The organism is Sphingomonas sp. OTU376 (assembly GCF_038440415.1).
Taxonomy (GTDB): Bacteria; Pseudomonadota; Alphaproteobacteria; order Sphingomonadales; family Sphingomonadaceae; genus Sphingomonas; species Sphingomonas kyeonggiensis_A.
In genome coordinates this window covers 12,681-38,415 of sequence record NZ_JASATQ010000014.1, presented here as the reverse complement: position 1 = coordinate 38,415, position 25,735 = coordinate 12,681, and the positions used below count along the sequence as shown (strand labels likewise).

General features: G+C 64.2%; 27 protein-coding genes and 1 tRNA gene. 11 read left to right on the top strand and 17 right to left on the bottom strand.

Annotated elements, in window-relative coordinates; genetic code table 11:
* Positions 1-60: 60 nt before the first annotated feature.
* Genes AAHM44_RS08275 through AAHM44_RS08255 form a run of 5 tightly spaced genes read right to left on the bottom strand, consistent with a single transcriptional unit; the run spans position 61 to position 5,017 of the window.
* Positions 61-849 carry a virB8 family protein gene (locus AAHM44_RS08275; protein WP_342249660.1) on the bottom strand — a complete coding sequence of 263 codons (789 nt, stop codon included), beginning with the start codon at positions 847-849 and terminating at the stop codon, positions 61-63.
* Positions 846-2,075, bottom strand: a complete 1,230-nt coding sequence (locus tag AAHM44_RS08270) for a type IV secretion system protein (RefSeq protein ID WP_342249659.1) — start codon at positions 2,073-2,075, stop codon at positions 846-848. The genes AAHM44_RS08275 and AAHM44_RS08270 overlap by 4 nt, the downstream gene beginning before the upstream one ends.
* Positions 2,072-4,426 (bottom strand): VirB4 family type IV secretion/conjugal transfer ATPase, encoded by a 2,355-nt coding sequence (locus tag AAHM44_RS08265; protein ID WP_342249658.1) that lies wholly within the window; start codon positions 4,424-4,426, stop codon positions 2,072-2,074. The genes AAHM44_RS08270 and AAHM44_RS08265 overlap by 4 nt, the downstream gene beginning before the upstream one ends.
* Positions 4,405-4,638, bottom strand: coding sequence for a type IV secretion system protein VirB3 (locus AAHM44_RS08260; RefSeq protein WP_446745972.1), 234 nt, complete (start codon positions 4,636-4,638; stop codon positions 4,405-4,407). The genes AAHM44_RS08265 and AAHM44_RS08260 overlap by 22 nt, the downstream gene beginning before the upstream one ends.
* 52 nt (positions 4,639-4,690) lie before the next feature.
* Positions 4,691-5,017, bottom strand: coding sequence for a TrbC/VirB2 family protein (locus AAHM44_RS08255; RefSeq protein WP_342249656.1), 327 nt, complete (start codon positions 5,015-5,017; stop codon positions 4,691-4,693).
* Between the two features lie 767 nt (positions 5,018-5,784).
* Here AAHM44_RS08255 and AAHM44_RS08250 point away from each other — a divergent pair.
* The 6 genes from AAHM44_RS08250 (at position 5,785) to AAHM44_RS08225 (ending at position 12,314) form a co-directional block, all read left to right on the top strand.
* Complete coding sequence (locus tag AAHM44_RS08250; RefSeq protein ID WP_342249655.1) at positions 5,785-7,596, top strand: hypothetical protein; 1,812 nt, start codon at positions 5,785-5,787, stop codon at positions 7,594-7,596.
* Between the two features lie 23 nt (positions 7,597-7,619).
* The gene (locus AAHM44_RS08245; protein ID WP_342249654.1) at positions 7,620-10,289 is read left to right on the top strand and encodes an RHS repeat domain-containing protein; all 2,670 of its coding nucleotides are present in this window, start codon (positions 7,620-7,622) and stop codon (positions 10,287-10,289) included.
* A gap of 1 nt (position 10,290) precedes the next feature.
* The gene (locus tag AAHM44_RS08240) at positions 10,291-10,713 is read left to right on the top strand and encodes a hypothetical protein (RefSeq protein WP_342249653.1); all 423 of its coding nucleotides are present in this window, start codon (positions 10,291-10,293) and stop codon (positions 10,711-10,713) included.
* A 136-nt stretch (positions 10,714-10,849) separates the two neighbouring features.
* Positions 10,850-11,149, top strand: a complete 300-nt coding sequence (locus AAHM44_RS08235) for a hypothetical protein (protein ID WP_342249652.1) — start codon at positions 10,850-10,852, stop codon at positions 11,147-11,149.
* Positions 11,149-11,766 (top strand): baseplate assembly protein, encoded by a 618-nt coding sequence (locus AAHM44_RS08230; protein WP_342249651.1) that lies wholly within the window; start codon positions 11,149-11,151, stop codon positions 11,764-11,766. Before AAHM44_RS08235 ends, AAHM44_RS08230 begins: the two co-directional genes overlap by 1 nt.
* The gene (locus tag AAHM44_RS08225; protein WP_342249650.1) at positions 11,766-12,314 is read left to right on the top strand and encodes a phage tail protein I; all 549 of its coding nucleotides are present in this window, start codon (positions 11,766-11,768) and stop codon (positions 12,312-12,314) included. The genes AAHM44_RS08230 and AAHM44_RS08225 overlap by 1 nt, the downstream gene beginning before the upstream one ends.
* A gap of 411 nt (positions 12,315-12,725) precedes the next feature.
* Here AAHM44_RS08225 and AAHM44_RS08220 read toward each other — a convergent pair whose 3' ends face one another.
* The 5 genes from AAHM44_RS08220 to AAHM44_RS08200 form a co-directional block, all read right to left on the bottom strand.
* A complete protein-coding gene (locus tag AAHM44_RS08220) occupies positions 12,726-13,004 on the bottom strand; it encodes a hypothetical protein (RefSeq protein WP_342249649.1) in 279 nt (92 codons plus the stop codon).
* Positions 13,005-13,852: 848 nt separating this feature from the next.
* Positions 13,853-13,929: transfer RNA gene (locus tag AAHM44_RS08215), tRNA-Arg, on the bottom strand.
* 45 nt (positions 13,930-13,974) lie between these two features.
* Positions 13,975-14,640: an endonuclease III gene (nth, locus tag AAHM44_RS08210; RefSeq protein ID WP_269573486.1), complete on the bottom strand. Its 666-nt coding sequence runs from the start codon at positions 14,638-14,640 to the stop codon at positions 13,975-13,977.
* Entirely contained in the window at positions 14,637-15,365 is a 729-nt protein-coding gene (gene dapB / locus AAHM44_RS08205; protein WP_269573487.1) for a 4-hydroxy-tetrahydrodipicolinate reductase, read from the bottom strand. Before dapB ends, nth begins: the two co-directional genes overlap by 4 nt.
* A gap of 40 nt (positions 15,366-15,405) precedes the next feature.
* Positions 15,406-15,759, bottom strand: a complete 354-nt coding sequence (locus AAHM44_RS08200; RefSeq protein ID WP_342249648.1) for a hypothetical protein — start codon at positions 15,757-15,759, stop codon at positions 15,406-15,408.
* Between the two features lie 113 nt (positions 15,760-15,872).
* Here AAHM44_RS08200 and AAHM44_RS08195 point away from each other — a divergent pair, with 113 nt between their 5' ends.
* Together AAHM44_RS08195 and AAHM44_RS08190 are read left to right on the top strand one after the other, a co-directional pair.
* Positions 15,873-16,349, top strand: a complete 477-nt coding sequence (locus tag AAHM44_RS08195) for a hypothetical protein (protein ID WP_342249647.1) — start codon at positions 15,873-15,875, stop codon at positions 16,347-16,349.
* Between the two features lie 40 nt (positions 16,350-16,389).
* A complete protein-coding gene (locus tag AAHM44_RS08190; protein ID WP_269573490.1) occupies positions 16,390-17,088 on the top strand; it encodes an NAD-dependent deacylase in 699 nt (232 codons plus the stop codon).
* On the opposite strand, the gene AAHM44_RS08185 is transcribed toward AAHM44_RS08190, so the two are convergent.
* Genes AAHM44_RS08185 through lepB form a run of 4 tightly spaced genes read right to left on the bottom strand, consistent with a single transcriptional unit; the run spans position 17,089 to position 20,527 of the window.
* Positions 17,089-18,060, bottom strand: coding sequence for a nitrilase-related carbon-nitrogen hydrolase (locus AAHM44_RS08185; RefSeq protein ID WP_342249646.1), 972 nt, complete (start codon positions 18,058-18,060; stop codon positions 17,089-17,091).
* Entirely contained in the window at positions 18,057-18,965 is a 909-nt protein-coding gene (gene era / locus AAHM44_RS08180; protein ID WP_269573492.1) for a GTPase Era, read from the bottom strand. Before era ends, AAHM44_RS08185 begins: the two co-directional genes overlap by 4 nt.
* A 36-nt stretch (positions 18,966-19,001) precedes the next feature.
* Complete coding sequence (rnc, locus tag AAHM44_RS08175; protein WP_269573493.1) at positions 19,002-19,673, bottom strand: ribonuclease III; 672 nt, start codon at positions 19,671-19,673, stop codon at positions 19,002-19,004.
* Positions 19,670-20,527: a signal peptidase I gene (gene lepB, locus AAHM44_RS08170; protein WP_342249645.1), complete on the bottom strand. Its 858-nt coding sequence runs from the start codon at positions 20,525-20,527 to the stop codon at positions 19,670-19,672. Before lepB ends, rnc begins: the two co-directional genes overlap by 4 nt.
* 105 nt (positions 20,528-20,632) lie before the next feature.
* Between lepB and pgi the strand changes: the two genes are divergently transcribed.
* Positions 20,633-22,126, top strand: coding sequence for a glucose-6-phosphate isomerase (pgi, locus tag AAHM44_RS08165; protein ID WP_446745970.1), 1,494 nt, complete (start codon positions 20,633-20,635; stop codon positions 22,124-22,126).
* Positions 22,123-22,425, top strand: coding sequence for an alkylphosphonate utilization protein (locus AAHM44_RS08160; protein ID WP_269573496.1), 303 nt, complete (start codon positions 22,123-22,125; stop codon positions 22,423-22,425). Before pgi ends, AAHM44_RS08160 begins: the two co-directional genes overlap by 4 nt.
* Before the next feature lie 3 nt (positions 22,426-22,428).
* On the opposite strand, the gene AAHM44_RS08155 is transcribed toward AAHM44_RS08160, so the two are convergent.
* Genes AAHM44_RS08155 through pdxH form a run of 3 tightly spaced genes read right to left on the bottom strand, consistent with a single transcriptional unit; the run spans position 22,429 to position 24,795 of the window.
* On the bottom strand, positions 22,429-23,232 hold the full coding sequence (locus AAHM44_RS08155) for a PhzF family phenazine biosynthesis protein (RefSeq protein ID WP_342249643.1): 804 nt from the start codon (positions 23,230-23,232) through the stop codon (positions 22,429-22,431).
* Entirely contained in the window at positions 23,229-24,140 is a 912-nt protein-coding gene (locus AAHM44_RS08150) for a cation diffusion facilitator family transporter (RefSeq protein ID WP_269573498.1), read from the bottom strand. The genes AAHM44_RS08155 and AAHM44_RS08150 overlap by 4 nt, the downstream gene beginning before the upstream one ends.
* Before the next feature lie 10 nt (positions 24,141-24,150).
* Positions 24,151-24,795 carry a pyridoxamine 5'-phosphate oxidase gene (gene pdxH / locus AAHM44_RS08145; protein WP_446745971.1) on the bottom strand — a complete coding sequence of 215 codons (645 nt, stop codon included), beginning with the start codon at positions 24,793-24,795 and terminating at the stop codon, positions 24,151-24,153.
* A gap of 24 nt (positions 24,796-24,819) precedes the next feature.
* Here pdxH and ku point away from each other — a divergent pair, with 24 nt between their 5' ends.
* Positions 24,820-25,677 carry a non-homologous end joining protein Ku gene (ku, locus tag AAHM44_RS08140; protein WP_342249641.1) on the top strand — a complete coding sequence of 286 codons (858 nt, stop codon included), beginning with the start codon at positions 24,820-24,822 and terminating at the stop codon, positions 25,675-25,677.
* Positions 25,678-25,735: the final 58 nt, after the last annotated feature.

The window sequence follows — 25,735 nt, the reverse complement described above, 5'->3', positions numbered from 1 at the left end:
GCCGGACCTGCGCTTGCGCTGCAAGCGGGATCAGCAACAGAACTGAGGCCAGAAGCGCTCTCATCGCGCAGGCGCTTGCGGGGTTGGCGTGGCCGAGGGAGGCGTCTGAGCAGACGGCGCAGTGGTCGCCACAACCGGTACGGTCGCCGCAGGCGCAGGCTCGGCCGACGGCAGCGCTTCCGCGTCGCGGCGATAACGCGTCACTTCGAACCCAAGCGGGTTGATAAACCGATCCTCCAAGCTCATCGGTGCCCCCGAATAGCGATAGCGAACCACAGAGACCCAGGCGCGTGCCGGCTGGACCGAGCCATTGGCATCGCGCTGGATCGTCTCGAAGCGTACCAGTGCTCCGCTGTTGCCAAGCGGCGACACGCTCTTCACGTGCGTTTCCACGACGGTGCTGCGCGGCAGGCGGACGAGCGGGCTGTCCGGATTGTTCGCCTGCATGAAGCCCGCATAAGCCTTGCGCGCCTCACCTTCGGACCAGAGTGACACCTTGCGGTAATTCGCCTGAAGCGTGGCGTCGTCGAAGCTTTCGCGTGCGATCACATACTGGACGAGGAAGGACTGGGTCAGCGCAGCATTGGCGCTGACCTGCTGCGCGTCCAGCGGCTTGAGCGCCTGAACGTAGCCGGTCTGCTTGTCGACGAGCAGCGTATAGGGCTCGACCGTCTTGAGCGGCGTCAGTGCGATCAGTGCGGCCGCTTCCATCAGCGCGATCGCGCTTGCGACACCGGCTACAATCCAGGCGGTGCGGCGCGAGCGGCCAAGCGTGGCCCGATTGTCCTCGGCCCAGCTGCCTGCTTCGCGGTAATAGGCGTCGAGCGCTTCACGCGCCTGCTTCTTCATTGCTTGCGGTCCCGTCGTGTGGCGCTGGCCGATACCCGGCTGCGGGTTCGGCGATGGCTTTGCCCGAGTGGCGTCGGCGCGCTGGAAGGCATGTCACGCAGGCCGCCGGCCTGCGGCGTGCGCGGCGCCGAACCGCCAACCCCGGCAAGTGCGGTTTCCTGACGCTGGATACGCGCCACGGCTTCGGCGACGGCCGCCGCGCGCGAATGTTGCTCTGCAGGAGGTTGGCGTCGCTCAGGTATGGGCGCCGACTGGGTGCGATTGAGCAGGCTTGAGGCCGCGCCGACGCGCTCGGCAAGGCTGCGCCATACCGCGCCGATCCGGAACGCCATGGCGACGCGCGCGGCCATGCCGAGCCCGCCCAGCAGCGCTAGGCCAAAGGCAAGCATGGTGACGAACAGCTCATTGGTCGCACCGCCGATGGGCAGCCCCGCCTGACGCCGTTCGAGCAGGGTGGTGAGCCACGGCTCCAGCAAGGCGAGCTCGACGCCCAGCAGAACCGTAACCGCCACCGCACCCAGAATTGCCGCGACCATCCCGCGCACCCAGCCTTCGAACAGGCTGCGCGTACCCTCGAACAGCAGCATCGCGATGAAGAACGGGCCAATTGCGAGGAGCAGTCCGGTCACCAGTCGGACCGAGCCATAGGCAGCGATGGTCGCGGTCAGGAAGGTGGTCCGCGCGGTACCTAGCGCGAAGGGCCCGATGATGCTGGAAGGTTCTGGTTTGCCTTGCTGGACCAGCGCGGGCTGGCCATTCGCATCCAGGGCGGGGCGCATGGTGATGCCTGCCGGACCGGTACCAACTGCGTTCAGCGCGACCAGCGCGTTATCGACTTGCTGCAGCCGCTCGGCCAGCCCGCCGGTGGTGCCAGGCAGCCCCGCCGGCCCGCCGGCACCTGCGGCCAGTTCCGCGGGGCCGTGCATCGCGACATCATAGGCCAGGGTGCGATAGGCGCCCCAGCTGGTGGCCAGTGCCAGCACCACACCGATCTTGACCAGTGCCAGTATGCCTTCGCGCACGTTCGGCGTGTCGCCGAAGAGCAGCCGATAGCCGTAAAAGGCGATGAACAGCGTGACGAGCCCGGTCAGTAGCAGCGACAGCGGCGATCCCGGCGCAGCCGCCGCCTGATAGCCTGCCGCGCCGATCATCTGTGCCTGGCAATCGACAAAGCTCAGGACGCTCTGGAGGTAGGCGCCGTCGGTGATGCCGGGGCAACGGTTCATGCGACTTCCAACAGGCGCGGCAGCCACGCTTCCGGATCCTCGCCATGTTCGGCGCGGATCTGGTCGAGCAGGCGGACGGTACGTTCTCGGCCCGACAGGATGGTGAGCAATTCGCGCTCGCCGGTCAGGTTCAGCCGGGCGACGACGCTTTCATTGCCGTGCTTGATCAGGAAGCAATGCGCATTGTCGGGCAGGGTGCGGACGAGATCATATTCATGCTCGGTCAGCCCGAACCCCTCGACATAGTCGGCATGGCGGGCCTTGGGATTGGCCATGAAGATCTGGGTCGCCGCCTGCTCGATGATCGCGCTGGCGATGCGGCTCTCGATCGCATCCTGCGCGCTCTGCGTCGCGAAGCCGACGATGCCGTTGCGCTTGCGGATGGTCTTTTCCCAATCCTTGATCCGGCGGACGAACACATCGTCGTCGAGCGCCTTCCAGCCCTCATCGACCACGATGATCGCCGGCGTCCCGTCCAGCCGTTCCTCGACCCGGTGGAACAGGTACATCATCGCCGGGGTGCGCACCGCGGGATCGTCGAGGATCTGGGTCATGTCGAAGCCGACCGTGTCGGCGGACAGGTCAGTCAGGTCTTCTGCATTGTCGAACAACCAGGCGCGCTCGCCGTCGCCCCACCAGGGGCGCAGTCGAGCCCACAGGTCGGCGCCGTGCGGCCGGTGCGCGCCGCGGAACAGTTCCACCAGATGGCGCAACCGTCGCTGCGCTAAGGGTTGACCGAAATTGGCGTCGATCGCGTCTTTGATCCGGGCGAGATCCTCGATATCGGCGCCGCCGGCGAGCAGCGCCACCCAGTCGATCAGGAACTGGCGGTTGGCAGGGCTGTCCTCGATCTGCAGCGGGTTGAGCCCGGAGGGTGTGCCCGGTCGCAGTACGTCGTAGCGGCCGCCGATCGCGCGCAGGAACGGTTCGGCACCGCGGTCCTTGTCGAAGAAGATGATCCTGGGCGCGAACTTGCGGGCCTGGGCGAGCAGGAAGTTAAGCACCACCGTCTTGCCCGAGCCCGAAGGGCCTATAACGGTGAAATTGCCAAGGTCGCCGTGGTGGAAATTGAAGTGATAGGGGCCAGCCGCTGTGGTCTCGAGCAAGGTTACGGCGTCACCCCAATGATTGCCGGCCGCCTTGCCCCGGGGCAGGTTATGGCCATTGGCGAAACCAGCGAAGTTGGCAGTCGAGATCAGGCCGCGACGCGCGATATATTTGAAGTTGCCGGGGAATTGTGCCCAGAAGGCGGGCTCCAGCGCAATCTCCTCGCGCACCGCGATGATGCCCAGATCGGCGAGGGTTGCTTGTACCTCTGCCACGCCCTGATCGAGCTCGGCCAGCGTCTCGCCCCGGACCGCGATTGTCATGTGATGCTCACCGAAACCTGCACGGCCTGCCGCGACTTCGTCCTTGGCAGTGGAGAGATCTGCGCGCAGGCTAACCGCCTCGTCTTCCGCCGAGCGCATCCGCCGCAGCGCCAGGTTCATCTTCGACAGTGCGGCCTGACGCTCGATGAAACCGAAGCTCTGCGAGATGGTGAGCTCGAAGGGCAGGCGCAGCAGTTCGTCGAGCATCCCCGGTGCCGACTGTCCGGGATAGTCCTTGATCGACACCATCGCTACGAAGCTGCGCGGGGAGGGGCCGGCGGCACCCAGCTCGATTGCCTCCTGGCCAAAGCTGATCCGGCGCCAGGGCAGATAGGCGCCCAGATCCTGTGTCGGCAGCAGCAACGGCCGGACCTCGCCATTGTAGAGCGAGGCAAGAAATTCGAGTGGTTCAGAGCAATGGCCTTGCGGCGTCTCATAGACGGAGAGCAGCCGCGGCTCATAGCTACCCAGCGCGGCGATCAACGCCTCGCGCGCCGTGTCGAGCGCGCGCAGGTCTTGTGCGGTATTAGCAGTGGTCGAGCTGCCGCGCAGTCGGTCGAGCAGGCCCATCCGGCCCTGGAGCGGGCGTCGGACCAGCGTCAGGAACAGGTCGTTGGTGTAGAGCCTGCGCTCTGCGAGCCGCGTCCGCCAGGCGGCGTCAAGCCGGGTCGAGAAGGCGTCTGGAAAAGTGCCGTCAAGCTCGGGTTCGATCGCACGGCGGACGACATGATAATAGACCGCGAAGCGGGATGAACCGATCGACTGCAGCACGGCATCGCGCAGGCGCTTGCGATAGTTGAGTTCTTCGGTGTCGGCGGTCTCAAACAGCAGGCCGCGCAGATGGATGATCTGCAGCAGCATGCCGTCGCGCGTCTCGATCGTATGATCGTCGATCTGCGCGGCATAGGGCAGGTGCTTTCCTGCCGGCGCTTCCTTGGCAATCACCTTGGGATCGCGGGTCAGGGCCGGTAGGAATTGCATCGCCAGATCTTGTAGTTGCGCACCCGCGGACAGCGGCTCACGCGCGCCAGCCACAGGTCGAAGAAGCGCGGTTCGCGCAGGCAGGCGAGCACGCCGATCAGATGGATGACGAGTGCCGCGACAAGTGCCCAGACCGACTTGAAGATCAGGAACAATTCGGTGGCGACGATCGCGTTGGCGACGAAATAGCTGTAGGCGACGCCCGCGAACATCTGCGGGCGCGTGAGCGCCACGAATAGCGGATCGCGCTCCAGTCCGTTCACTTCAGAGACCTGCTTGTGCGGTCGACTGGATACCCGCGACGATGCTCGCGGCGCCGAACAGGATGAAGCAGCCCAGGATCACGGTTGCGCCGTAGCGCCAGTTGATCCGGCCGGTGAGCATCAGGAAACCCACCGACGCGACCGCGATCACCGCGACGACCGTTGCCACGGTGCCGAGCAAAGTGCCTTGCAGCCAGTGGACTGCGGAGACGATGACGCCGGAGCCGGCTGGGTCTCCACTCAGTTCTTGAGCCGCGGCCGTTAGCGGCAGAGCCGCAAAGGCGCTCGGCAATCCCCGCGAGATCAGCCTTAACGCACTTGACCACATCATCAGCCGTCCCCCCGATTCGAGTTATGCTTCAAGCGAATCGGTGCGGTGCTTGCAATAGGACCTCCAAACAAATTTCAACTCTATCGACGGTCTCTCACTAGGCTCTTCAAAATAGCCCATTGTCGGTTCTGGACATATTTTAGAAATATTTCTCGCATCTGTTAGGCACGTCGAAGGGGGCTTCATCACTGACGAACTCGTGCGGCTGCACTTCGGGCGGGCGTTTTCGTGCTGATTGTTTCCGCCAGGGTTGATTCAGAGGAGGAGCTATGCGCGTTCTGGCGTGCGGGAGCGTTTTGGCTATGGGTTTCGCGTCATGTGCGGCTCATGCGCAAGAGACGACTACCTACCAATATGATCAGCTCGGGCGCCTTGTAAGCTCCACGATCAGCGGTGGGCCGAACACAGCGACCAAAACGGCGACGTGTTTCGATGCCGCAGGCAACCGTTTGCAATATTCCATTGGCGCAGGAGCCCCGCCTGCCTGCGCGATAGGAGTGCAAACGCCGACGCAAACCTCCGCGCAAACTTCTACTCAGAGAGCGGCGCTGACAAAGGCTCCATCTGATTCGGCGCCGGCCGTAATAGCGGGCAGTGCGGTGCTCAGGGCTTCGCGTCCGGACAACTGACCCAACTTAAGCGCGATGACGACCGCCAGTGCTGGTGCCGCTCGTCATCGGTCCGAATAGTCCGCTGCGAGGAGCCGATCGTGCCGGCCGGAGCGGGATCATCTGGTATCCATTTCCAAGTTCGAGGTGTGGGGCATGAATTTCTGCCGAGCCAAGCTCCTGTCATCGTGTGTGTTTCTCTCCGGATTATCGTGGAGCGCCCAGGCGCAGGAAATCCTGCCGCCCAAGGTCTACAGCACCACGCCTGGCGGAATTAACGTTGCCGATGCGAGCTTCGCGTATTCGGTCCCCGATCTGGTGATCGGTCCACTCAAGCTTGAGCGCTATCATCTGCAAGGGCTCAAGAAGCCGAACAATCCGCTCATCGGCACGAACATGTCCCACAGCTTCGACATTTATGTCGCCGCGAACATGCGGTCGCCAACCGGTGCGCCGTGGAACTATCCTGCTCGCTATCGCCCGGTCGTGCATATCGGCGCCAGCGCGAGCGGGGTGTATGCGCAGCCGACAAACAACCTCGCGAACATATTTGCCGCCAATCTCGACGCACAGCGATCGGGCATCCTGTCGTGGAGCGGCGGGACGAGCTGGTCGACGGGGCACTATGTCTATACCGACCGCAATGGCGCGATCTATACCTTCTCGGAAGCGATTCCCGCTGCCGGAGTGACGATTGGACAGCGTGTCACGCAAATCGTCTTTCCAGACGGTCGCACGCAGACCTTCAGCTACAATGCCAGCAAACAGCTGAAGCTGGTCAGCGACTCCTCCGGCTATGCGATCGTATTCGACTATAACGGCGCCAGCGACGTCACCGCAGCGTGCGGTTTCAACCTGTCGCGGTCCTACGTCGATGCCAACAGCACCTGCAGCGGCGCTACCCTCAAGGTCAGCTACGGCTATGATGGAAGTGGCAACCTGACCAGTGTGACTGGCGTAGATGGACAGGTCACCAGCTACCCTGGGAACGTGGCATACGGCATCCCCTGCGTGCAGCCAGCCGGCTATTCCGGCTGCAAGATGGCGATGTCGTATAGCTATGATTCGAGTACGACACACACCGTTCAGACGATGGCGGACGGTTCGGTATGGACGGTCCAGGGATCGCGGCCGGACCTCATCAATAATCCGGAATCACCTGACGAGCCGACCGATGGCGGCAATTCCGGTTATGTGACGGATCCCGCTAGCAAGACGACTAACTTCACCTTCACGAAGTCGACCCCCTACACCATCACAGATCCCAATGGGCGAACGACGTCTTACCGTTTCGAGGGGGGCATCGAATTCGACTATACGGGCACGCCGTATTCGGAAGGCAGCCTGCTCCTTGAGGCGGCGATGCCCGAGGGGAACAAATATCAGGCTATGTATGACGGCCCATTCTTCAGTGTGTCGAAGGAGACAGTGGTACCCAAGACAGGATCCAGCTCGCCGAACCTGATCAAGGAATATGGCTATGGAAGCTGTTTCACTGGGGGCGGCACCTACCAGAATTGCGCCAAGCCGGTTTGGATCAAGGACCCCAAGGGCAATCAAACCGATTTCACCTACGCCGGTTGGGGTGGCTCGCTCAGCGAGATGCAGCCCGCTCCTGGTAGCGGCCAGGCACGCCCCCTCAAGCTGCATACCTATGTCCAAAAATACGCCTATGTGAAGAATTCAGGCGGTTCACTGGTCGCAGCGGGTTCGCCGATCTGGTTGCCATCCACGGACACGCTTTGCCAGACCTATGCCGGAAGCAGCACCGCGACGTGCGACCCGGCTCAACCAGTTACCGTCACTACTTATGAATACGGTCCTGACGGCACTGCGGACAATCTGCTGGTGCGTGGTGTCGTGGTCAGCTCGGGCGGGATCAGCCTGCGCACCTGCTACGGCTACGATGAGTATGGCAACAAGATCTTCGAGACCAAGCCGCGTGCCGGCTTGTCGAGCTGCTCGTGACCCGCATGCAGGGGGCTGCAACCATGGAAAAGATCGTCGCTCGGCTAATTTGCTTGGCTGCTATTTTCACGCCCATAGCTGCTAGCGCACAGCTGGCGGCATCCGATTTCACCGTCGGAATGCGTTATGACCTGCGGCATCGGATCATGGGCACCATTGAGCCGGACCCAGATGGTGCCGGACCACTCCATCACCTCGCAGTGCGCAACACGTATGACGGCGAAGGCCGCCTCGTGAAGGTGGAGAAAGGCGAGCTCTCAGCCTGGCAGTCCGAAACAATAGCTCCGGCGAATTGGTCGGGCTTCTCCATTCATCAGACAGTCGACACCCTCTATGACCTGCTCGATCGCAAGGTGAAGGAGAGCCTGTCCTCAGGAGGCACGGTCTATCAGGTAACGCAGTATGGCTACGACGTGGTTGGCCGCCTGCAGTGCACAGCAGTGCGGATGAATCCGGGATCGTTCGGCAGCCTCCCGGCCAGCGCTTGCGATCAGACCAACCCTTCCAATCCGATCGACCGGATCACAAAGAACATCTACGATGATGCCGGCCAATTGGTGCAAGTGCGCAAGGCGACCGCGACGGGCGTCGAGCAAGCCTATGTCACCTACAGCTATACGCCCAACGGCAAGCAGGAATATGTCGTCGATGCCAACGGCAACAAGGCGCGGCTGACCTGGGACGAGTTCGATCGCCAAGCCCAGTGGCAATTTCCATCTGCAAGCGCGCCAAGCGGCTTTAACCCGGCAACGCCTGCGACATCGATGTCGACTGCGGGGGCGGTCAATGCCAACGACTATGAAGCCTATGGCTATGACGCAAACGGCAATCGGACCACGGCGCGCAAGCGCGACGGTCGGGTATTCGGCTTCACCTATGACGCACTGAACCGGATGACGGTGAAGACAGTGCCGGATGCCTGCGTATCAGGCTATGCCTGCACCAACGTACCGTCTTCGATGACCCGCGACGTCTATTACAGCTATGATGCCCGCGGGTTGCAAACCGCGGCGCGCTTCGACAGCCCTTCGGGCAGCGATGCGGTGCTAAATGCCTATGATGGATTCGGGCGGCTGACTGGCAGCACGACCGCGATGGGGGGCGTGAGCCGGACGCTCACATACGGCTACGACGCCGATGGAAACCGCACGCAGATAACACATCCGGACAGCGTCTATTTTGCTTACACCTACGACGGCTTGGATCGAATGCTGCACGCTGACTGGTGGGCTCCCGGCAGCGGCACCGTGCCGTTCATGCAGATCACCTACGACGCACAAGGGCGGCGTAGCGACATCAATCGCGCGTCCAGCTATACGGGCTATAGCTATGATGGGATTTCGCGCCTTTCGGGCCAGAGCCAGCGGTTCGCCGGCAATGTCGGCAATCTGAATACGACGTTCGGCTATAATGCGGCCAGCCAGATCGCCAGCTTCAGCCGCGACAATACCGATTTCTCATTCAACGCATATTCGGCCACCAGTCGCACCTATGTGCCGAATGGCCTCAATCAGTATGCCGCTGTGGGAGGAAACACCTACGGCCATGATTCCAACGGCAATCTGACCTCGGACGGCGGCACCGCCTATACCTATGATGCCGAGAATCGACTGGTGGTGGCCTCTACCGGTGCCAATCTGCTCTATGATCCGCTGGGGCGGCTCTATCAGACCTGGGGCGGCGCGGCAGGGGTGACGCAATTCCTCTATGACGGCGACGATCTGGTTGCCGAGTTCAGCAACAGCGGGACATTGTTGCGACGCTATATGTTTGGGCCGGGCGAGGACGAGCCGATCCTGTGGGATGAGGGCAGTGCAATGAACTGCTCAGGAACCAAAGTATTTCATGCCGACCAGCAAGGTTCAATCGTCGCGACAGCCGATTGCTGGGGCAACCGCTCAAATATCAACCGCTATGATGAATATGGCGTGCCGGGAAGCGGTAACGCCGGACGCTTCCAATACACTGGCCAGGCGTGGATTCCTGAGCTGGGGATGTATTACTATAAGGCACGAATATACTCCCCAATGCTTGGCAGATTCATGCAAACTGATCCTATTGGCTATGAAGATCAGATCAATCTGTACAATTATGTCGGCGGCGATCCACTGAACAGCAAAGACCCATCGGGCACTCGGTGCGAGACCCCGACAGGAAGCATTATTTGCCAAGAGACAGAACAAGTCTCTTTGGGTGCAGATTCCAACGGAACTCACGTCGCAATAGCGACCAGATATGTAAAATCTCAAGAAATTATAAGCATACAAATTCTAGCAACTGGAAAAGTAGACGACGAAAGTTGGCTTCTAGATTTAGCGGCCGGAAGTGTATTTGTTAAAGGTGGTCTTGGCATACTTAGAGGGACCATCATTAAGGGTCTTACCAACAAATTTCTCGCAGGAATGACCGAGTCAGAAATTGCTATCGCTGCGGAAGCAGGGAAGGCCTATTTGAGGCAGAACCAAGGTGTCGCTAATGCCGTCTTCGGAAAACTATGGGGCTCCAACTTAGATGGAGCCCAGACCGCTTTAGGAAAATGGTTCCTCTCTCGCCCCAAGGGCTATACACCTGAACTAGCCGCAGCATACCGCGCCACGATGCGCAACCAGCTTATTAAGGCTCGTCGAACTAACAATCACCTCATGCGGGACGTCGCCCTCGCTCGACTGAGAATTCTTGATAGGATTGAATAAAATGACCCCAGATAACGTCAGAACACTACTTCATAATCGCGGAACGAGACTCAACCCTGGAGCCTCAAACGACGATATTTCTTCTCTAAAATTGAGAGCAAAAACCGTTATAGATGAGCGTATTGTAAACTATTATAGATCATTTAATGGATTTAAAGAGGACTTTGATAACGATTCTTTCATCTCTCTTTGGCCGATAGAAGGCATTATTTCTGAAAAGCCGCTATTAGTAGAGGGAAAGTTGTTATTGCCCTTCGCCGACTTCTCATTCTCAAGCGACGTATATTATGGATATTTCGGGGATGGAGAATGTAAGATTTGGAGCAGCCTAGGAAAGATATTTACTCAAACCAGCTTGTTACAATTCTTTTCGGATTTCGCATCGGGGAAGTTTGATGATGGCTTAGGGATTGCACTTGCCTAGATGATTTTGAAGGTTCGCAAACAGTAAGCGATCTAAATTTCACCACTTTGGAACCCATTAGATTCTTCCTTAGTAGAACCGCACTCTACTAGCCCACACGCTAGCCGCGCAGCCCGCGCCAAGCCGAAATAGTGGCATGGTCGACACCTCCGCCACCTTCACCGCCGTCGATCTCTTGCGCCTGCCGGTTCCGAGCGTGATCGAAGAGCTCAGCTACGAGCAGATCCTCGCCGGATGGCTGGTGGATTTCGAGGGCCTGTTCGGGCCGGAAGATCCTGAGGTGTTCGACGCCCTGGTCGAATCCGATCCGGCAATGCGCGTCCTTCAGGTCGCCGCCTACCGCGAATTCCTGATGCGCGGGCGGGTCAACGACGCCGCCAAGGCCGTGATGCCGGCTACGCAGTCGGCGCAGATCTCGATAATCTTGCCGCGCTGATGAGCGTCACCCGCCTGGTGATCGACCCAGGCAACCCCGCTGGCGGCATCCCGCCCACCTACGAAAGCGACATCGATCTGCGCCGCCGCCTGGTCCTCGCGCCCGAGGGCTATTCGGTCGCTGGGCCGGAAGGCGCTTACATTTATCACGCGCTTTCCACCTCGGGCGAGGTGCTGGACGCTTCGGCAATCAGCCCGGCCCCAGGTGAAGTGCTCGTCACCGTGCTCGCCCGCGCCGGCAACGGCACGCCCTCGGCCGAGCTGCTTGACTTGGTGAACCTGCACGTCTCGGACGAGACGCGGCGTCCCCTTACCGACGCGGTCACCGTCCAGGCGGCCACGATCGTGCCCTATGCGATCACCGCGTCGATCACGACCTATGCCGGGCCCGATGGATCGATCGTGCTCGCGGAGTCGATCCGAGGCGCCGAGGCCTACCGCGAAAAGCAGCATCGGCTCGGCCTGGACGTAACAAGGTCCGGCATCTTCCGCGCCCTCCACTGTGAGGGCGTGCAGAACGTTGTCCTCACTTCGCCGGCGGCCGATATCGTCATCGATCGCGAAAGCGCGAGCTGGTGCACCGCGATCAACATCACGCACGCGGGCGTCGGCGAGTAATGGCCAGCCTGCTCCCGCCGAATTCCACGCCGCTCGAGCGCGCGCTGGAGCGGGTGATGGCCCGCATGATGGCCATGCCTGTGCTGCTTCGTGACCTGGTCTCGCCGGACAATTGCTCCCTGCCCCTGCTGCCCTATCTCGCCTGGGCGCTTTCCATCGACAGCTGGTCGAGCGACTGGCCCGAGGCCGTCAAGCGCTCGCGCGTCCGCCGCGCGATGGAGATCCAGCGTCGCAAGGGCACTTCTGAATCGGTTCGCGCCGTCGTGGAGAGCTTCGGCGGTGCCGTCGCTTTGCGTGAATGGTGGCCGACCGAGCCTCGCGGCGCGCCGCACACTTTCGACCTTGCTATCACCCTCTCGGGAGATGGGGGCACCGAAACCAGCCCGGCCTTTGCCGACGCGGTTATCGCCGAGGTTCGCCGTACCAAGCCGGTGCGCTCCCACTTCACCTACACCCAGGGCGTGAACCTCGCGCGGCCGCTCGCCATCGCCGGCGCCGTTCGCCCCGCCATCTTCGCCCGCCTTCGGCTCGAAGCCCCTGCGGCCTGACCGGAGACCTGCATGCCGTCGATCCAGTTCATCGTCACCGACGCGGGTCGCGCCGCCCTGGTCAATGCCCAGCATAATGGCACCAACGCGGTAACCATTGCCCAGGTCGGCGTGTCCGGCACGCCGATCGTCGCCACCACCGCGCCCGCCAACCTTCCCGGCGAGGTGAAGCGCATCGCCACGATCAGCGGCGGCGCCGTGGCGGCCGACACAATGCACGTCACCGTGCGCGACGCTGCCGTCCGCCATCACATAGGTGCAGACGCTGCCGCTCAGCGACAGGCTGGTCCCGTTCCCTTCGGTGCCCGTGCAGATGCCTCCCGAGACGGTGAAGCGATCCGTCTTCCCGCCCGCATAGATATACACCGTGCTGCCGGAGACGGTCAGCTCGGCCATCAGATTGTCGCCCCATCACGAGCTGCCGCGAACGAGTTTCCGATAGGAGAGCCCCTGCGCGCTGGACTGGCTGGCAGACAGCGCTGGCGCATCGGCGTTCATCGTTCCGAGGAACAGATCCACGCCGTTCGCATCGATCGTCTCGCGGACGGGCACGACTGCGGCGGTTCGTGCCTTCACAACCGGGGCCTGCACACTCCCGCCAACTGCCGTGGCAGCAAGAATGGAGTAGGCAAGCAGTTTCGACACGGCACGGCGGCCGCCCGGGCGCGCGGCCCCGACATGGTTCAGCATAAGTTTCCTCTTTTGCGATGGGAGAGGCGAGGCGCGGACCGCGCCCCGCCCGATCAGGGCGCCAGGTTGGGAGAGCCGGTGACCTTCAGAGACTTGCGGTTGTTTGCCTTGTCATGGGTATCTTCGGCTTTGACGCCATTGTTGACGCCGCCCGAACGCTCGACCTTCACAGCCGCCCTTCTGCGTCACAGGTGTAGTGATCGTCTCGCCAGCCTGTGCTGCGGTCGAGACAAGTGCACATATGGCCAACCCGCTAAAGGATCTCATGAGTCCCCCAAAGTCGCAAGGCGCCTTGGAACGGACCCCAACTTGCCGAGTATTTTTGCGATGCAGCGTTCAACCAAAGGAAGAACCCACCATAATGGATTGATCTATTGTGGTTGTGTGTTGTGTCGCAGAAGGCGGCGAATCCCGCTACGCAAGGTCCTCGACCGCCGACCCTTCGCCACCACCAATCTTGTCCCCGGTGTTCTGCGCGAGGGGGCTGATCACTGTCTTGGTCGATCGCGAGGGGGCTCAGCACCAAGATTTACGCCGTCGTTGATGCGCAAGGCCGCGCCGATTAAGGGTCGGCCTGACCGCCGGGCGCGTCGTCCACGACGGCAAGGATGTGCGCATTAAGCGGCATACCGGGCGCGAATTGCGCTGCCCCCGAACTGAACGCGCGTTGCTGCAGAATGCCGGCCGACGCGCGCTGATGACTGATTTTGGGGCGCAAAACCTGCACGGATGCTTCAATGGGGTAATAGGCGAGGGCTTGGCCGCTTAAGCGCTCCTTATGAGAAACCTTATGAAAGGGCCCACCCTGCTAGAATAAGCAAGTCATTTAAATGGGTTATGGTCATATTTGGCGCACCCGACAGGATTCGAACCTGTGGCCTCTGCCTTCGGAGGGCAGCGCTCTATCCAGCTGAGCTACGGGTGCCTGGAACAGGGCGCCTAGCAAAGCCTTTGCGGCGGCGCCAGCCCCTCAATGCGCGGGTGCCGTCTTCGGCTTCCTTGGCGCGGTGGTCTTGGGCTTGTAGGGACAAAGGTCCTCGACGACGCAGCGCCAGCATTCGGGGGTGCGTGCCTTGCAGGTGTAGCGGCCGTGCAGGATAAGCCAGTGATGCGCGTGCAGGCGAAAAGGCTGGGGAACCACCTTCTCCAGCTTCTTCTCCACCGCGAGCACCGTTTTGCCCGGCGCAAGCCTGGTCCGGTTGCCGACGCGGAAGATATGCGTGTCGACGGCGAAGGTCTCCGCGCCGAACGCCGTGTTCATCACCACATTCGCGGTCTTGCGGCCGACGCCCGGAAGCGCCTCCAGCGCATCGCGGTCCGCCGGCACCGTGCCGCCGTGATCGCGGATCAGCGCTTCGGACAGGGCGATGACGTTCTTCGCCTTGGTGTTGAACAGCCCGATCGTCTTGATGTGCTGCTTGAGGCCATCCTCGCCGAGCGCGACCATCTTGTCCGGCGTATCGACTTCGCGGAACAGCGCGCGCGTCGCCTTGTTCACCCCGGCATCGGTCGCCTGGGCCGAGAGCACCACCGCGACCAGCAGCGTGAAGTCGTTGACATATTCGAGCTCGGTCTCGGGATGCGGATTGTCCGCGGCGAGGCGCGAGAAGAACTCGAAGACGTCTTCGCGCTTCACCCGCCCAGCACCTGGTCCATCGAATAGCGGCCGGCGGGCTTGCCGGCGAGCCACAGCGCCGCCTTCACCGCGCCACGTGCGAAGATCGCGCGGTCGTCCGCACGGTGCGTGAGCTCGATCCGCTCGCCCTGGGTGGCGAACACCACGCTGTGATCGCCCACCACCGAACCACCACGCAGGCTCGCCAGCCCGATCGTGCCCGAGGCGCGGGCGCCCACCGTGCCGGCGCGATCGGTGACTTCGGCTTCGGCCAGCGTCGTACCCATGCCCGCCGCCGCAGCTTTGCCGAGCATCAGCGCGGTGCCCGAGGGCGCATCGACCTTGTGGCGATGATGCATCTCGACGATCTCGATGTCCCAGTCGGGCCCGAGTTGCGCCGCCGCCTCGCGCACCAGCCGCTGGAGCAGGCCGATGCCGAGCGAGGTGTTGCCGGTCTGGAGCACCGCGATGTCCCTGGCGGCTTCATCGATCAGCGCGTGATGCTGGGGCGAGAGGCCGGTAGTCCCCACCACGATCGGCTTGCCCGCCGCGCGCGCGGCGGCGAGATGTGCTTCGAGCGCCTGGGGGGCGGAGAAGTCGATCAGCACGTCCGCTCGCGCCGCGATCGCCGCGGGATCGTCCTGCGCATCGGCACCGCCGGCGACCTTCGCGTTCAGTTCCGGCGCCACCGCCGCGATCGCCTGCCCCATCCGGCCGAGGCTGCCGTAAATGCCGATGCTGGTCATGCCCGTCCCTCTGGCACAGGCTGGCCCTGAGCGCGATGGATTATTGCGCGCCTTCGTCCGGCTTTTTCGGCTTCCTGCCGAGCGGGATGGTGGCGGTGACCATCACCGATGGCACGATGACGCCCGGCCCGACCGGGCGGGATACTGCTTCGACCGTACCCTTGCCGCCGCCCGGCAGGCGGAAGTCCGGGCGTAGCGGCTTCTCCGCCCAGCGCGCCTCATCGAGTGTGGGGAGGCGGCTGCCGTTGGCGTTGCCGCACACGATGATCGTATCGCCGCCCGGTCGGCAGGGGCGTTTCGGTACCATCGCGGCGGCGCCCGCATCATCGGGGCTGGGGAAGATCGGCGCGCGATCCTGCGCAGCGAAGGCGACGAGAAGGAGAGCTGCGAGCATGGGCGGAAGGTAAACCCCGATTTGCGGCGAGCTTGGGGCAAATGCACGGGATCGGAACAATCGGGCCGCGCGGCGGCGTTGCCGAATCGGGTTGGGGATGGGAGGATTTCCACATGATGGGACTTCCCGCAGCTTTGCTCCTCCTGGCGCCGTCGCCGGCTCCCGCTCCCGCAGACTATACCGCTGGTATCCCCGCGATCTTCGCTACTATCGGCCATTCCGAATGGTGTCCCGCCGGCAATGTCCAGGTCGATCTGCGCACGGGAGATTACACGCTCACCCCGCGGGCGGCGCGCGCAGTGTGCCGCGATCCGAAGCTGGTGCGTCCGATCGAGCATGGCCAGGTCGATGCGGCGCGCCTTTCGGCCATCCGCGAAGCCTATGGCCGCGCGCAGGAAGAGGGCCTTGATGCCTGCCGCGCCGGCAAGCGTGGCGATATCATCGTCAGCAATGGCGGCACGCCGATCATGGTGCTGACCAGTGGCGCCGGCACATGGGCGGTGCCGCAGGACTATGGCTGCTGGAGCTCCGCTGCCATTGCGTTGCACCGCGCGCTCGACGAGACGTTCAAGGCATCGCACCAGCGCTGAGCCGGTAGCGGCCAGGGCACTTCGCTCCTATCCTGCCGTCATGCGTGACATCCAGAACATCGTCATTCTCACCGGCGCCGGGCTTTCGGCGGAGAGCGGGATCGCCACTTTCCGAGGCCCTGGCGGGCTATGGGAAGGGCATCGGGTGGAGGATGTCTGCACACCGGAGGCGCTCGCGCACGATCCCGAGCTGGTCCATCGCTTCTACGATGCGCGGCGGGCCAAGCTTGCCGAGGTCGCGCCCAATCCGGCGCATGTCGCGCTGGCCCGGCTCGATGCGGAGTGGCCCGGGCAGCTGCTGATCGTCACCCAGAATGTCGACGATCTGCACGAGCGCGCCGGCGCCAACCGGATGCTCCACATGCATGGCGAGCTGAAGTCGGCGCTGTGCGCGGCGTGCGGGGACAATGTGGAGTGGGAAGACAGCCTGCCGCCCGGCACCGAATGCCCCAATTGCGGCACGCCGGCGCTTCGGCCCGACATCGTCTTCTTCGGAGAGATGCCCTATCACATGGACGTGATCGAGGCGGCGCTGGCGGATGCGGACCTGTTCGTCTCGATCGGCACGTCGGGCGCGGTCTATCCGGCGGCAGGGTTTGTCCAGACGGCGCGCTATCACGGGGCGCAGACACTGGAACTCAACCTCGACCCGAGCGCCGGCAGTCACTGGTTCGGCGAAACGCGGCTGGGGCCGGCGGGTACGCTGGTGCCGGAATGGGTGGATGCGATGCTGGCCTGATCAGGCCGCCTCGCTGTCGCCCTTCTCGATGATGCCGGCACGGGTGCGGCGATCGACCGACAACTCGAACACGTCATGCCGCGCCTGGGCGCCATCGACGTCCATCGTCGCCAGGCCGCGGCCGACTTCGTCCAGGTCGATCTCGGCCATCAGGATCTCGGGTGCGGTGCCTGCCTGGGCGATCACCACGCCGTCGGGTGCGATGATCGCGCTGTGGCCGTGCTGGATCTGGCCATCGGGCAGCCGGTCGAGCAGCTTGCGCGCCGATCCGTCCCCACCTGCCTTCTCATAGCCGGCGACCAGTTCCTGCTTGTACTGGATGGTGCCCGCCGCCAGCACGAAGGCGCGGCCTTCAAAGGCATAATGGGCCGAGGCGAGCATCGCGATGTCGCCCACTTCGGGCCAGGCGGCGACGTGCACCGTCTCGCCTTCGTGATGCATTGCCGCGCGGGCGAGCGGCATCCAGTGCTCGGTGGAGGCGAGCTGGCCGATCCTGCCCCATTTCGCCTCGTGCAGACCCATGGTCGAGCCGTCGCCCTGGCCGAGCATCAGCTTCTCGGCCGGCGAGAGGATCAGCTTGCGATGGCGCAGCACCGGCGCCTTGGGGCGGAAGAGGAACTGGGTAGCGTAGAGGCTCTGGCGGACGCGCTCATAGCCGCCGATCGAGACGGCCACATCGGCGATGTCCACGGTCCATTGCAGCGGCTGGAAGCGCGGGTCCTCGCCGCGGACCGCCTGGTCGAGCAGCAGGCCGTGCAACTCGCGCGTGCCGGGATGGTCCCAGAGCCGCGCCGGGGCGACCTGATCGAGCCAGGCCGGATAGCCGCCGAGAAAGCCTTCGCCGAACGCGACGACGCGCGCACCCTTCTCGATCGCCTCGCGTGCTTTCGCGATAGCCCTGTCCAGCCCCGCGCCGATGGCGAAGGGAACCGGCGAATCCTGTACGATGGCGACCTTGAGCTTCTTCGTCACTCGACCCAGTCCAACCCGATCTCACGGTAAAGCGAACGGTCTTCCTGCCATTCCGGCCTTACTTTCACGTGAAGATAGAGATGAACCTTTACGCCCATGAGACGGGAGAGCTCCGCGCGGGCCCGGGCGCCGATTTCCTTGATCCGGGTGCCGCCCTTGCCGAGCACGATCGCGCGCTGGGTCTCGCGCTCGACCAGGATCTGCTGGTGGATCTCGACCGACCCGTCCTCGCGCTCCTTGTACTGCTCGGTTTCGATCGCGGAGGAATAGGGCAGCTCCTGGTGGAGCTGGAGATAGAGCTGCTCGCGGGTCACTTCGGCGGCGAGCATGCGGTCGGTGGCGTCGCTCACCTGGTCCTCGGGGAAGTGCCAGGGGCATTCGGGCATCGCGGCGGCGAGCGCTGCCTTCAGCTCGGGCACGCCGTCGCCGGTCTGGGCCGAGACGAAATAGGTCTCGTCGAACGGCAGCAGCTCGTTGAGCTTCGCCGCATGGCCGAGCAGGCGCGGCTTGTCGGCGACATCGACCTTGTTGAGGATCAGGATCTTGCGCTCGCGCCGGCCCTTCAGGCTCTCGATCACGGTCTGGACCTTGGGGCCGATGCCGCCCTTGCCATCGACGATCAGCGCGATCAGGTCCGCACCCTCGGCGCCTTCCCAGGCGGCGGCGACCATCGCCCGGTCGAGCCGGCGCTCGGGGGTGAAGATGCCCGGCGTGTCGACCAGGATCAGTTGCGTCGCCTCCTCGATCGCGATGCCCATCACCCGGGTGCGCGTGGTCTGCGCCTTGGGGCTGACGATCGCGACCTTCTGGCCGACCAGCGCATTGACCAGCGTCGACTTGCCGGCGTTCGGCGCGCCGACGATTGCGATCAGGCCGCAGTGCTGGGTTTCCGGAGTATCAGTCATATCGTTTTCCAATGCGCCTGCCTTGTGCAGGGGAGATCAAGCCTTGAGCTTCGCCAGCAAAGCCGCCGCGGCCGCGGTTTCCGCGTCCTGCTTGCTCGTGCCCTGCGCCTCGGCATCGGCGAAGCTGCCGATCGACACTTTCACGGTGAAGCGCGGCGCGTGGTTGGGGCCCGAGCGGTCGGTCACCACATATTCGGGCGGGCGGCGATTGTTCGCGGCCGCCCATTCCTGCAACGCAGACTTGGGATGCCGCGGCGCGCTGGCATGCGCGTCGATATGCCTGGCCCAGGCCTTGCGGACGAAGTCGCGCGCCGGCGCGAAGCCGAATTCGAGATAGAGCGCGCCGATCAGCGCCTCCATCGCGTCGCCCAGCACATTGTCGCTGTCCGCGGCACCGTCGCCGCGCGCCTGCTTGCCGAGACGGAGCAGCGGCGGCACGCCGACCTCGCGCGCGACGTCGGCGCACATCGCACCCGTCACCAGCGCGTTCAGCCGCCGCGACAACGCGCCCTCGGGTTCGCTGGCGAAGCGCTCGTACAGCCATTCGGCGATGGCGAGGCCGAGCACCCGGTCGCCCAGGAACTCGAGCCGCTCGTAATTCTCCGCCGCCTGGCTGCCATGCGTCAGCGCACGCTGATAAGGGGCCAGGTCAGAAGGGCGCTGGCCGAAAGTCTTCGCGATCCACTCCCCGAGGTCGGGAGCGCTCAAAAGCCTTCCCCGATGCGGCTCCAGCGCGCGGCGGTGAACCAGGTCCAGGGCAGGAACCAGTTGGCGCTGCCGTCGGTCGACCAGAAGCTCAGTACCGCCTTGCCCTCGATATTCTCGAGCGGGACATAGGAGATGCCCTGGCCCTCGGGCGGCTGCGAGAAGCGGCTGTCGGTCGAATTGTCGCGATTGTCGCCCATCAGGAACACATGGCCGGCGGGCACATGATAGACCTCGGTATTGTCCTGCGGGGTGAGCCCCTGGTCGAGCACATCATAGCTCTTGCCGCCCGGCAGCGTCTCGCGGAAGCGCGGCAGCTTGCAGACCGCGTCGCCCTTGGCGCTCACGCTCTGGAACAGGGTGGGGCAGTTGGTGAAGTTCGGCGTGATCGGCAGCTCGAGATCGGCGACCTTCTGCTTGGGCACCGCCTTGCCGTTCAGGATCACCTGGCCGTTGACCACCTGGACGCTGTCGCCCGGCAGGCCGACGACGCGCTTGATCCAGTCCTCGCCATTATGGCCCGGCGCCTTGAACACCACCACGTCGCCGCGTGCCGGCGTGCCCGGGAAGATGCGGCCCGGGATCAGCGGCAGGCTCCACGGCAGCGAGTGCTTGGAATAGCCGTAGTTCCACTTGGTGATGAACAGATAGTCGCCGATCAGCAGCCGCGGCATCATCGATTCCGACGGGATCGAGAAGGGCGAGAAGATGAAGCTGCGCACCACGAACACGATCAGCGCCAGCTTGACGAGGAAGACGCCAAGCTCCTTCCACTCGTTCTTGGGCTTGTCCTCCACGGCCGCCTTGGCGGGGGTGGCGGGCTTGTCGTCGAGGGAATCGGCAGGCGTGTTTTCCATGGGGTGCTGCTCTGCTTGGGCCGGGCGGTGAGGTCAAGCCGATGAATGGAGTGGCGGTGGAGAGAATGGGACGATAGGGGCAACTTGTCGCAATTGGAGATGAACATGAGCTTGCCCGACTGGTCCGCCGTTAAATCGCTCGAAGCCTCGACGCTGACCGAGCTGTTCGCGCGCGACGCCGATCGTGTCGCCAAGCTTTCCGCCGACGTCGCCGGCATCCACTTCGACTGGTCGAAGACGCACCTGACGCCCGAGCTGATCGCCGCCTTCTCGAAGATTGCCGCCGACATGGGCCTGGTCGCCAAGCGCGACGCGCTGTTCGCCGGCGAGAAGATCAACGTCACCGAAGGCCGCGCGGCCGAGCACACCGCCGAGCGCGGCGAAGGCTCGCCCGATAGCGTCGCCCGTGCCCAGGCCTATCACGCCCGCATGCGTGCGTTGATCGACGCGATCGAGGCCGAGGCGTTCGGCCCGGTGCGCAGCATCATCCATATCGGCATCGGCGGCTCGGCTTTGGGCCCGGACCTGCTGGTCGACGCGCTCGGCCGCGACGCCGATCGCTATGAAGTCGCGGTGGTCTCGAACGTCGATGGCGTCGCGCTGGAGACCGCGCTCGATCGCTTCGATCCCGCCACCACGCTGATCGCGATCGCCTCGAAGACCTTCACCACCACCGAGACGATGCTCAACGCCGAGAGCGCGATCTCCTGGCTGATGCAGGGCGGCGTCGCCGATCCGTACGGCAAGCTCGTCGCGCTCACCGCGGCGCCGGAAAAGGCGATTGCCTTTGGCATCGACGAGACGCGTGTGCTGCCCTTCAACGAATCCGTTGGCGGGCGCTATTCGCTTTGGTCGTCGATCGGCTTCCCGGCAGCGCTGGCGCTGGGCTGGGACGCGTTCGAGGAACTGCTCGAAGGCGCGGCCGAGATGGACCGCCACTTCCGCCTCGCCCCGTTCGAGGCGAATGCCCCGGTCCTCGCCGCCTTTGCCGATCTCTATTACACGCAGGTCCGCGGCTGCGAGACGCGCGCCACCTTCGCTTATGATGAGCGCCTTGCGCTGCTGCCGAGCTATCTCCAGCAGCTCGAGATGGAATCGAACGGCAAGCGCGTGACCGCCAAGGGCGAGCCGGTGACCTATCCGACCGCGCCGATCACCTGGGGTGGCGTCGGCACCGATGCCCAGCATGCGGTGTTCCAGCTGCTCCACCAGGGCACCCGCCTGGTGCCGCTCGAGTTCATCGGCTCGATCGAGCCGGGCGATGGCCTGGCCGAGGAGCATCACCGCCAGCTGCTGCTCAACATGTTCGCGCAGGGCGCGGCGCTGATGGCCGGCCGCAAGAATGACGATCTGGCGCGCGACTATCCGGGCGACCGCCCGTCGGCCACGCTGCTGCTCGACACCGTCGATCCGCGTACGCTCGGCGCGATCCTCGCATTCTACGAACAGCGCACCTTCGTGAACGCGGTGCTGCTCGGCATCAACGCGTTTGATCAGTTCGGCGTCGAGCTTGGCAAGGAAATGGCCAAGGCGGCGGGTGCGGGTGGGGAGGGATTCGATCCCTCGACCGAGAACCTGATCGCGCGGGCCTTCAAGTGAGCGACGACGCGTATATCTACGACGAGGCGAGCGGGGAGTGGATCCCCGCCGCCGAGGCCGCTGCCAAGGCCAATGCGGCCGAGACGGTCGAGGTCCGCGATTCGGTCGGCAACCTGCTGCAAGATGGCGATCAGGTCACGCTGATCAAGGACCTGACCGTCAAGGGCGCCGGGCAGACGCTCAAGCGCGGCACGCTGATCAAGTCGATCCGCCTGACCGGCGACGCGCAGGAGATCGACTGCAAGTATGAAGGCATCAAGGGCCTGGTCCTGCGCGCCGAGTTCGTGCGCAAGCGCTAGGCCCTAGCCGGCGCCCTCGAGCGCGAATTCGCCGACGATCACGGTCACGCACTTGCCGCCCAGGATCACCCGGTCGCCGGCGAGCCCGCAGGCGATATGGCCGCCGCGCGCCGAGGCCTGATAGGCGCTGAACGTGTCGCGGCCGAGGCGCTTCGCCCAATAGGGCGTCAGCACCGAATGCGCCGAGCCGGTGACCGGATCCTCGTCGATCCCCGCCGCCGGCGCGAAGACGCGGCTGACCACGTCGGTATCGGTGCCCGGCGCGGTCACGATGTTGAGCGTGTCGCCGATCGCGGCAAGCTTGCGGAAATCGGGCTTGAGCGCGAGCACCGCCTCGGCGCTTTCCAGCACGGTCAGGTCATAGCCATTGGGATGGCGCAGCGTCTCGCCGATGCCGACGCCCAGCGCCTCGAGCAGGCCGGGCACCTCGGCGGGCTCGGGCGGATAGGCGGGCAGCGCCATCGCATAGGAATCGCCGTCACGGCGCACTTCGAGGATGCCGGCCTTGCGGGTGCGGAAGGTCACGCGCTCGCGCGCCGGATCGGCCGACAGCACGAAATGGCCGCTCGCCAGCGTGGCATGGCCGCACAGCGCGACTTCGACGGCGGGGGTGAACCAGCGCAGCTCGAAATCGGCCTCGCCGCTCGCATCGGGAATGATGAACGCCGTCTCGGCGAGGTTGTTCTCCGCCGCGATCGCCAGGAGCGTCTCGTCGGGCAGCCAGGCCTCCAGCGGCATAACCGCGGCCTGGTTGCCGGTGAAGGGACGGTCGGCAAAGGCATCGATCTGGGCGAAAGGCAGGGTCACTCGGCGTCCTTCAACAAATTGGCTTCGGTCATCGGGTTTTCGGGCTCGTCGACATGGCCGTCCGGATCGACATGGATCAGGATCTCGGTGCCTGGAAAGGCCGCGCCCAACTCGGTCTCCAGCGCCTCGACCACGTCATGCGCCTGGAGGATCGTCATCGCCGGGTTCATCGAGATGTGGAACTGGACGAAGTCGCGATTGCCGCTGGAGCGGGTGCGCAGGTCGTGCAGGCTCCGGAGCGCCGGATTGCGCGCCGCGACCTCGACAAAGGCGCGGCGGCGCTCCTCGGGCCATTCCTTGTCCATCAGCTGGTCGATCGCGGCTTCGCTGGCGCGCCAGGCGCCAAACAGCAGCCAGAAGGCGATGGCGATGCCGAACACCGGGTCCGCGCCGCGCAGGCCCCAGGCATCGAGCGCGAGCGCGGCGATCACCGCGGCGTTGAGCATCAGGTCCGAGGTATAGTGGATCCGGTCCGCGCCGATCGCGACCGAGCCGGTCTGGTCGATCACATGCTGCTGATAGCGGGTGAGCGCGAGCGTGACGACGATCGCGATCATGCTGACGATGATGCCCGATTCGGGCGAAGCCGAGACATCGCCGGTCTGCAGCCGCTCGATCGCGCGGATCAGGATGGCGAGCGCCGAGATGGCGACGACCACGACCTGGAAGAGCGCGGCCAGTGCCTCGGCCTTGCCATGCCCGAAGCGGTGATTCTCGTCGGCCGGCTGCGAGGCCCAGTGGACGCCGCCCAGCGTGACCAGCGAGGCAAACAGGTCGAGCACCGAATCCGCCAGGCTGGCGAGCACGGCGACCGACCCGGTCGTCCAGGCGGCCCATGCCTTGAGCGCGCCCAGCAGGATCGCGGAGCAGACGCTGGCGAGCGCGGCGCGGCGGGCGAGGTTGTTCATCGCCAGGAGCTCATGGATATAGCAGGCCCTCGGACCAGCCGGCGCCGGCGCGGGTGAACAGCCGGCGCTCGTGCAGCCGGTGGGCACGGTCCTGCCAGAACTCGATTCGCGTCGGAGTGACGCGGTAGCCGCCCCAATGCGGCGGGCGGGGCACGTCCTGGCCCGCGAACCGCGCCTTCACGTCCTCGAAACGGGCTTCGAACGTCTCGCGGCTGTCGAGCGGGTGGGACTGGTCCGATGCCCAGGCGCCGAGCTGGGAATCGCGCGCGCGGCTGGCGAAATAGGCGTCGCTCTCGGCATCGGTGGCGAAGCTGACGCCGCCCTCGATGCGGATCTGGCGGCGCAGCGACTTCCAGTGGAAGAGCAGGGCGACCTTCGCGCCTTCGTGCAGTTCCTGCGCCTTGCGGCTTTCGCGGTTGGTGTAGAAGACGAAGCCGTCCGGTCCGTGGCCCTTCAACAGGACGATGCGGGCGGAAGGCTGGCCGTCCGCGCTCACGGTCGCCAGCGTCATCGCGTTGGAGTCGTTGGGCTCGCTTTCCCGCGCTTCCCGGTACCAGCTGTCGAACAGTTCGAACGGATCGGTGCTCATGGCCCGGGGCTCTACGCCTCCCCCGAACGGGTGTCGAGGAACGACTCCTTTGCTGGCACATTGAATCGGCTTCGCAACGAGGAGAGCGAGATGGCGGCGCGCGCCTATTGGCAGGGACAGATACGGCTGGCGCTCGTGTCGATCCCGGTGGAGATCTACACCGCGACCAAATCGGGCGCGCAGATCAGCTTCCACCAGATCCACGAGCCGAGCGGCAAGCGCATCAAATATGAGAAGGTCGCCCCTGGCGTCGGCGCGGTCGAGCCCGAGGAGATCGTGAAGGGGTTCGAGGTCGAGAAGGGCGAATATGTCCTGCTCGAGCAGGACGAGATCGATGCGGTGAAGCTCGAATCGAAGAAGACGCTCGAGCTCACCCAGTTCGTCGATGCCGACGAGATCGACGTGCTCTATTACGAACGCCCCTATTTCGTCGTGCCCGCCGACGACCTGGCCGAGGAAGCGTTCATCGTGCTGCGCGAGGCGTTGCGGCGCACCCGCAAGGTGGGGCTGGGCCAGCTGGCGATGCGCGGGCGGGAATATGTCGTCAGCCTCAAGCCGTGCGGGCGCGGCATGGTGCTGGAGACGCTGCGCTATGCCGATGAGGTCAACAAGGCGCAGGGCTATTTCCGCGACATTCCCGACGACGCGCCCGATCCCGAGCTGCTCGGGCTGGCCGAAAGCCTGATCGAGAAGAAGGTCGCGGCCTTCGATCCGAAGAAATTCCACGATCGCTATGTCGATGCGCTCAAGGACCTGATCGTGCGCAAGCAAAAGGCGAAGGGCAGGAAAATCATCGAGGATGCGGGCGACGGCAAGGAGAGCCGCGGCTCGAACGTGGTCGATCTGATGGCGGCGCTCAAGAAATCGCTGGAGAAGCCCGAGGCGAAGGCGAGCCGGGCGGCGAAGGCCAAGCCGGCGGCCAAGGCCCCGGCGAAGAAGCGGGCGTGAGGATGTTCCTCGTCATCCCGGCGAAAGCCGGAATCTCGTGCGGCAGGCGTTCGCTCCA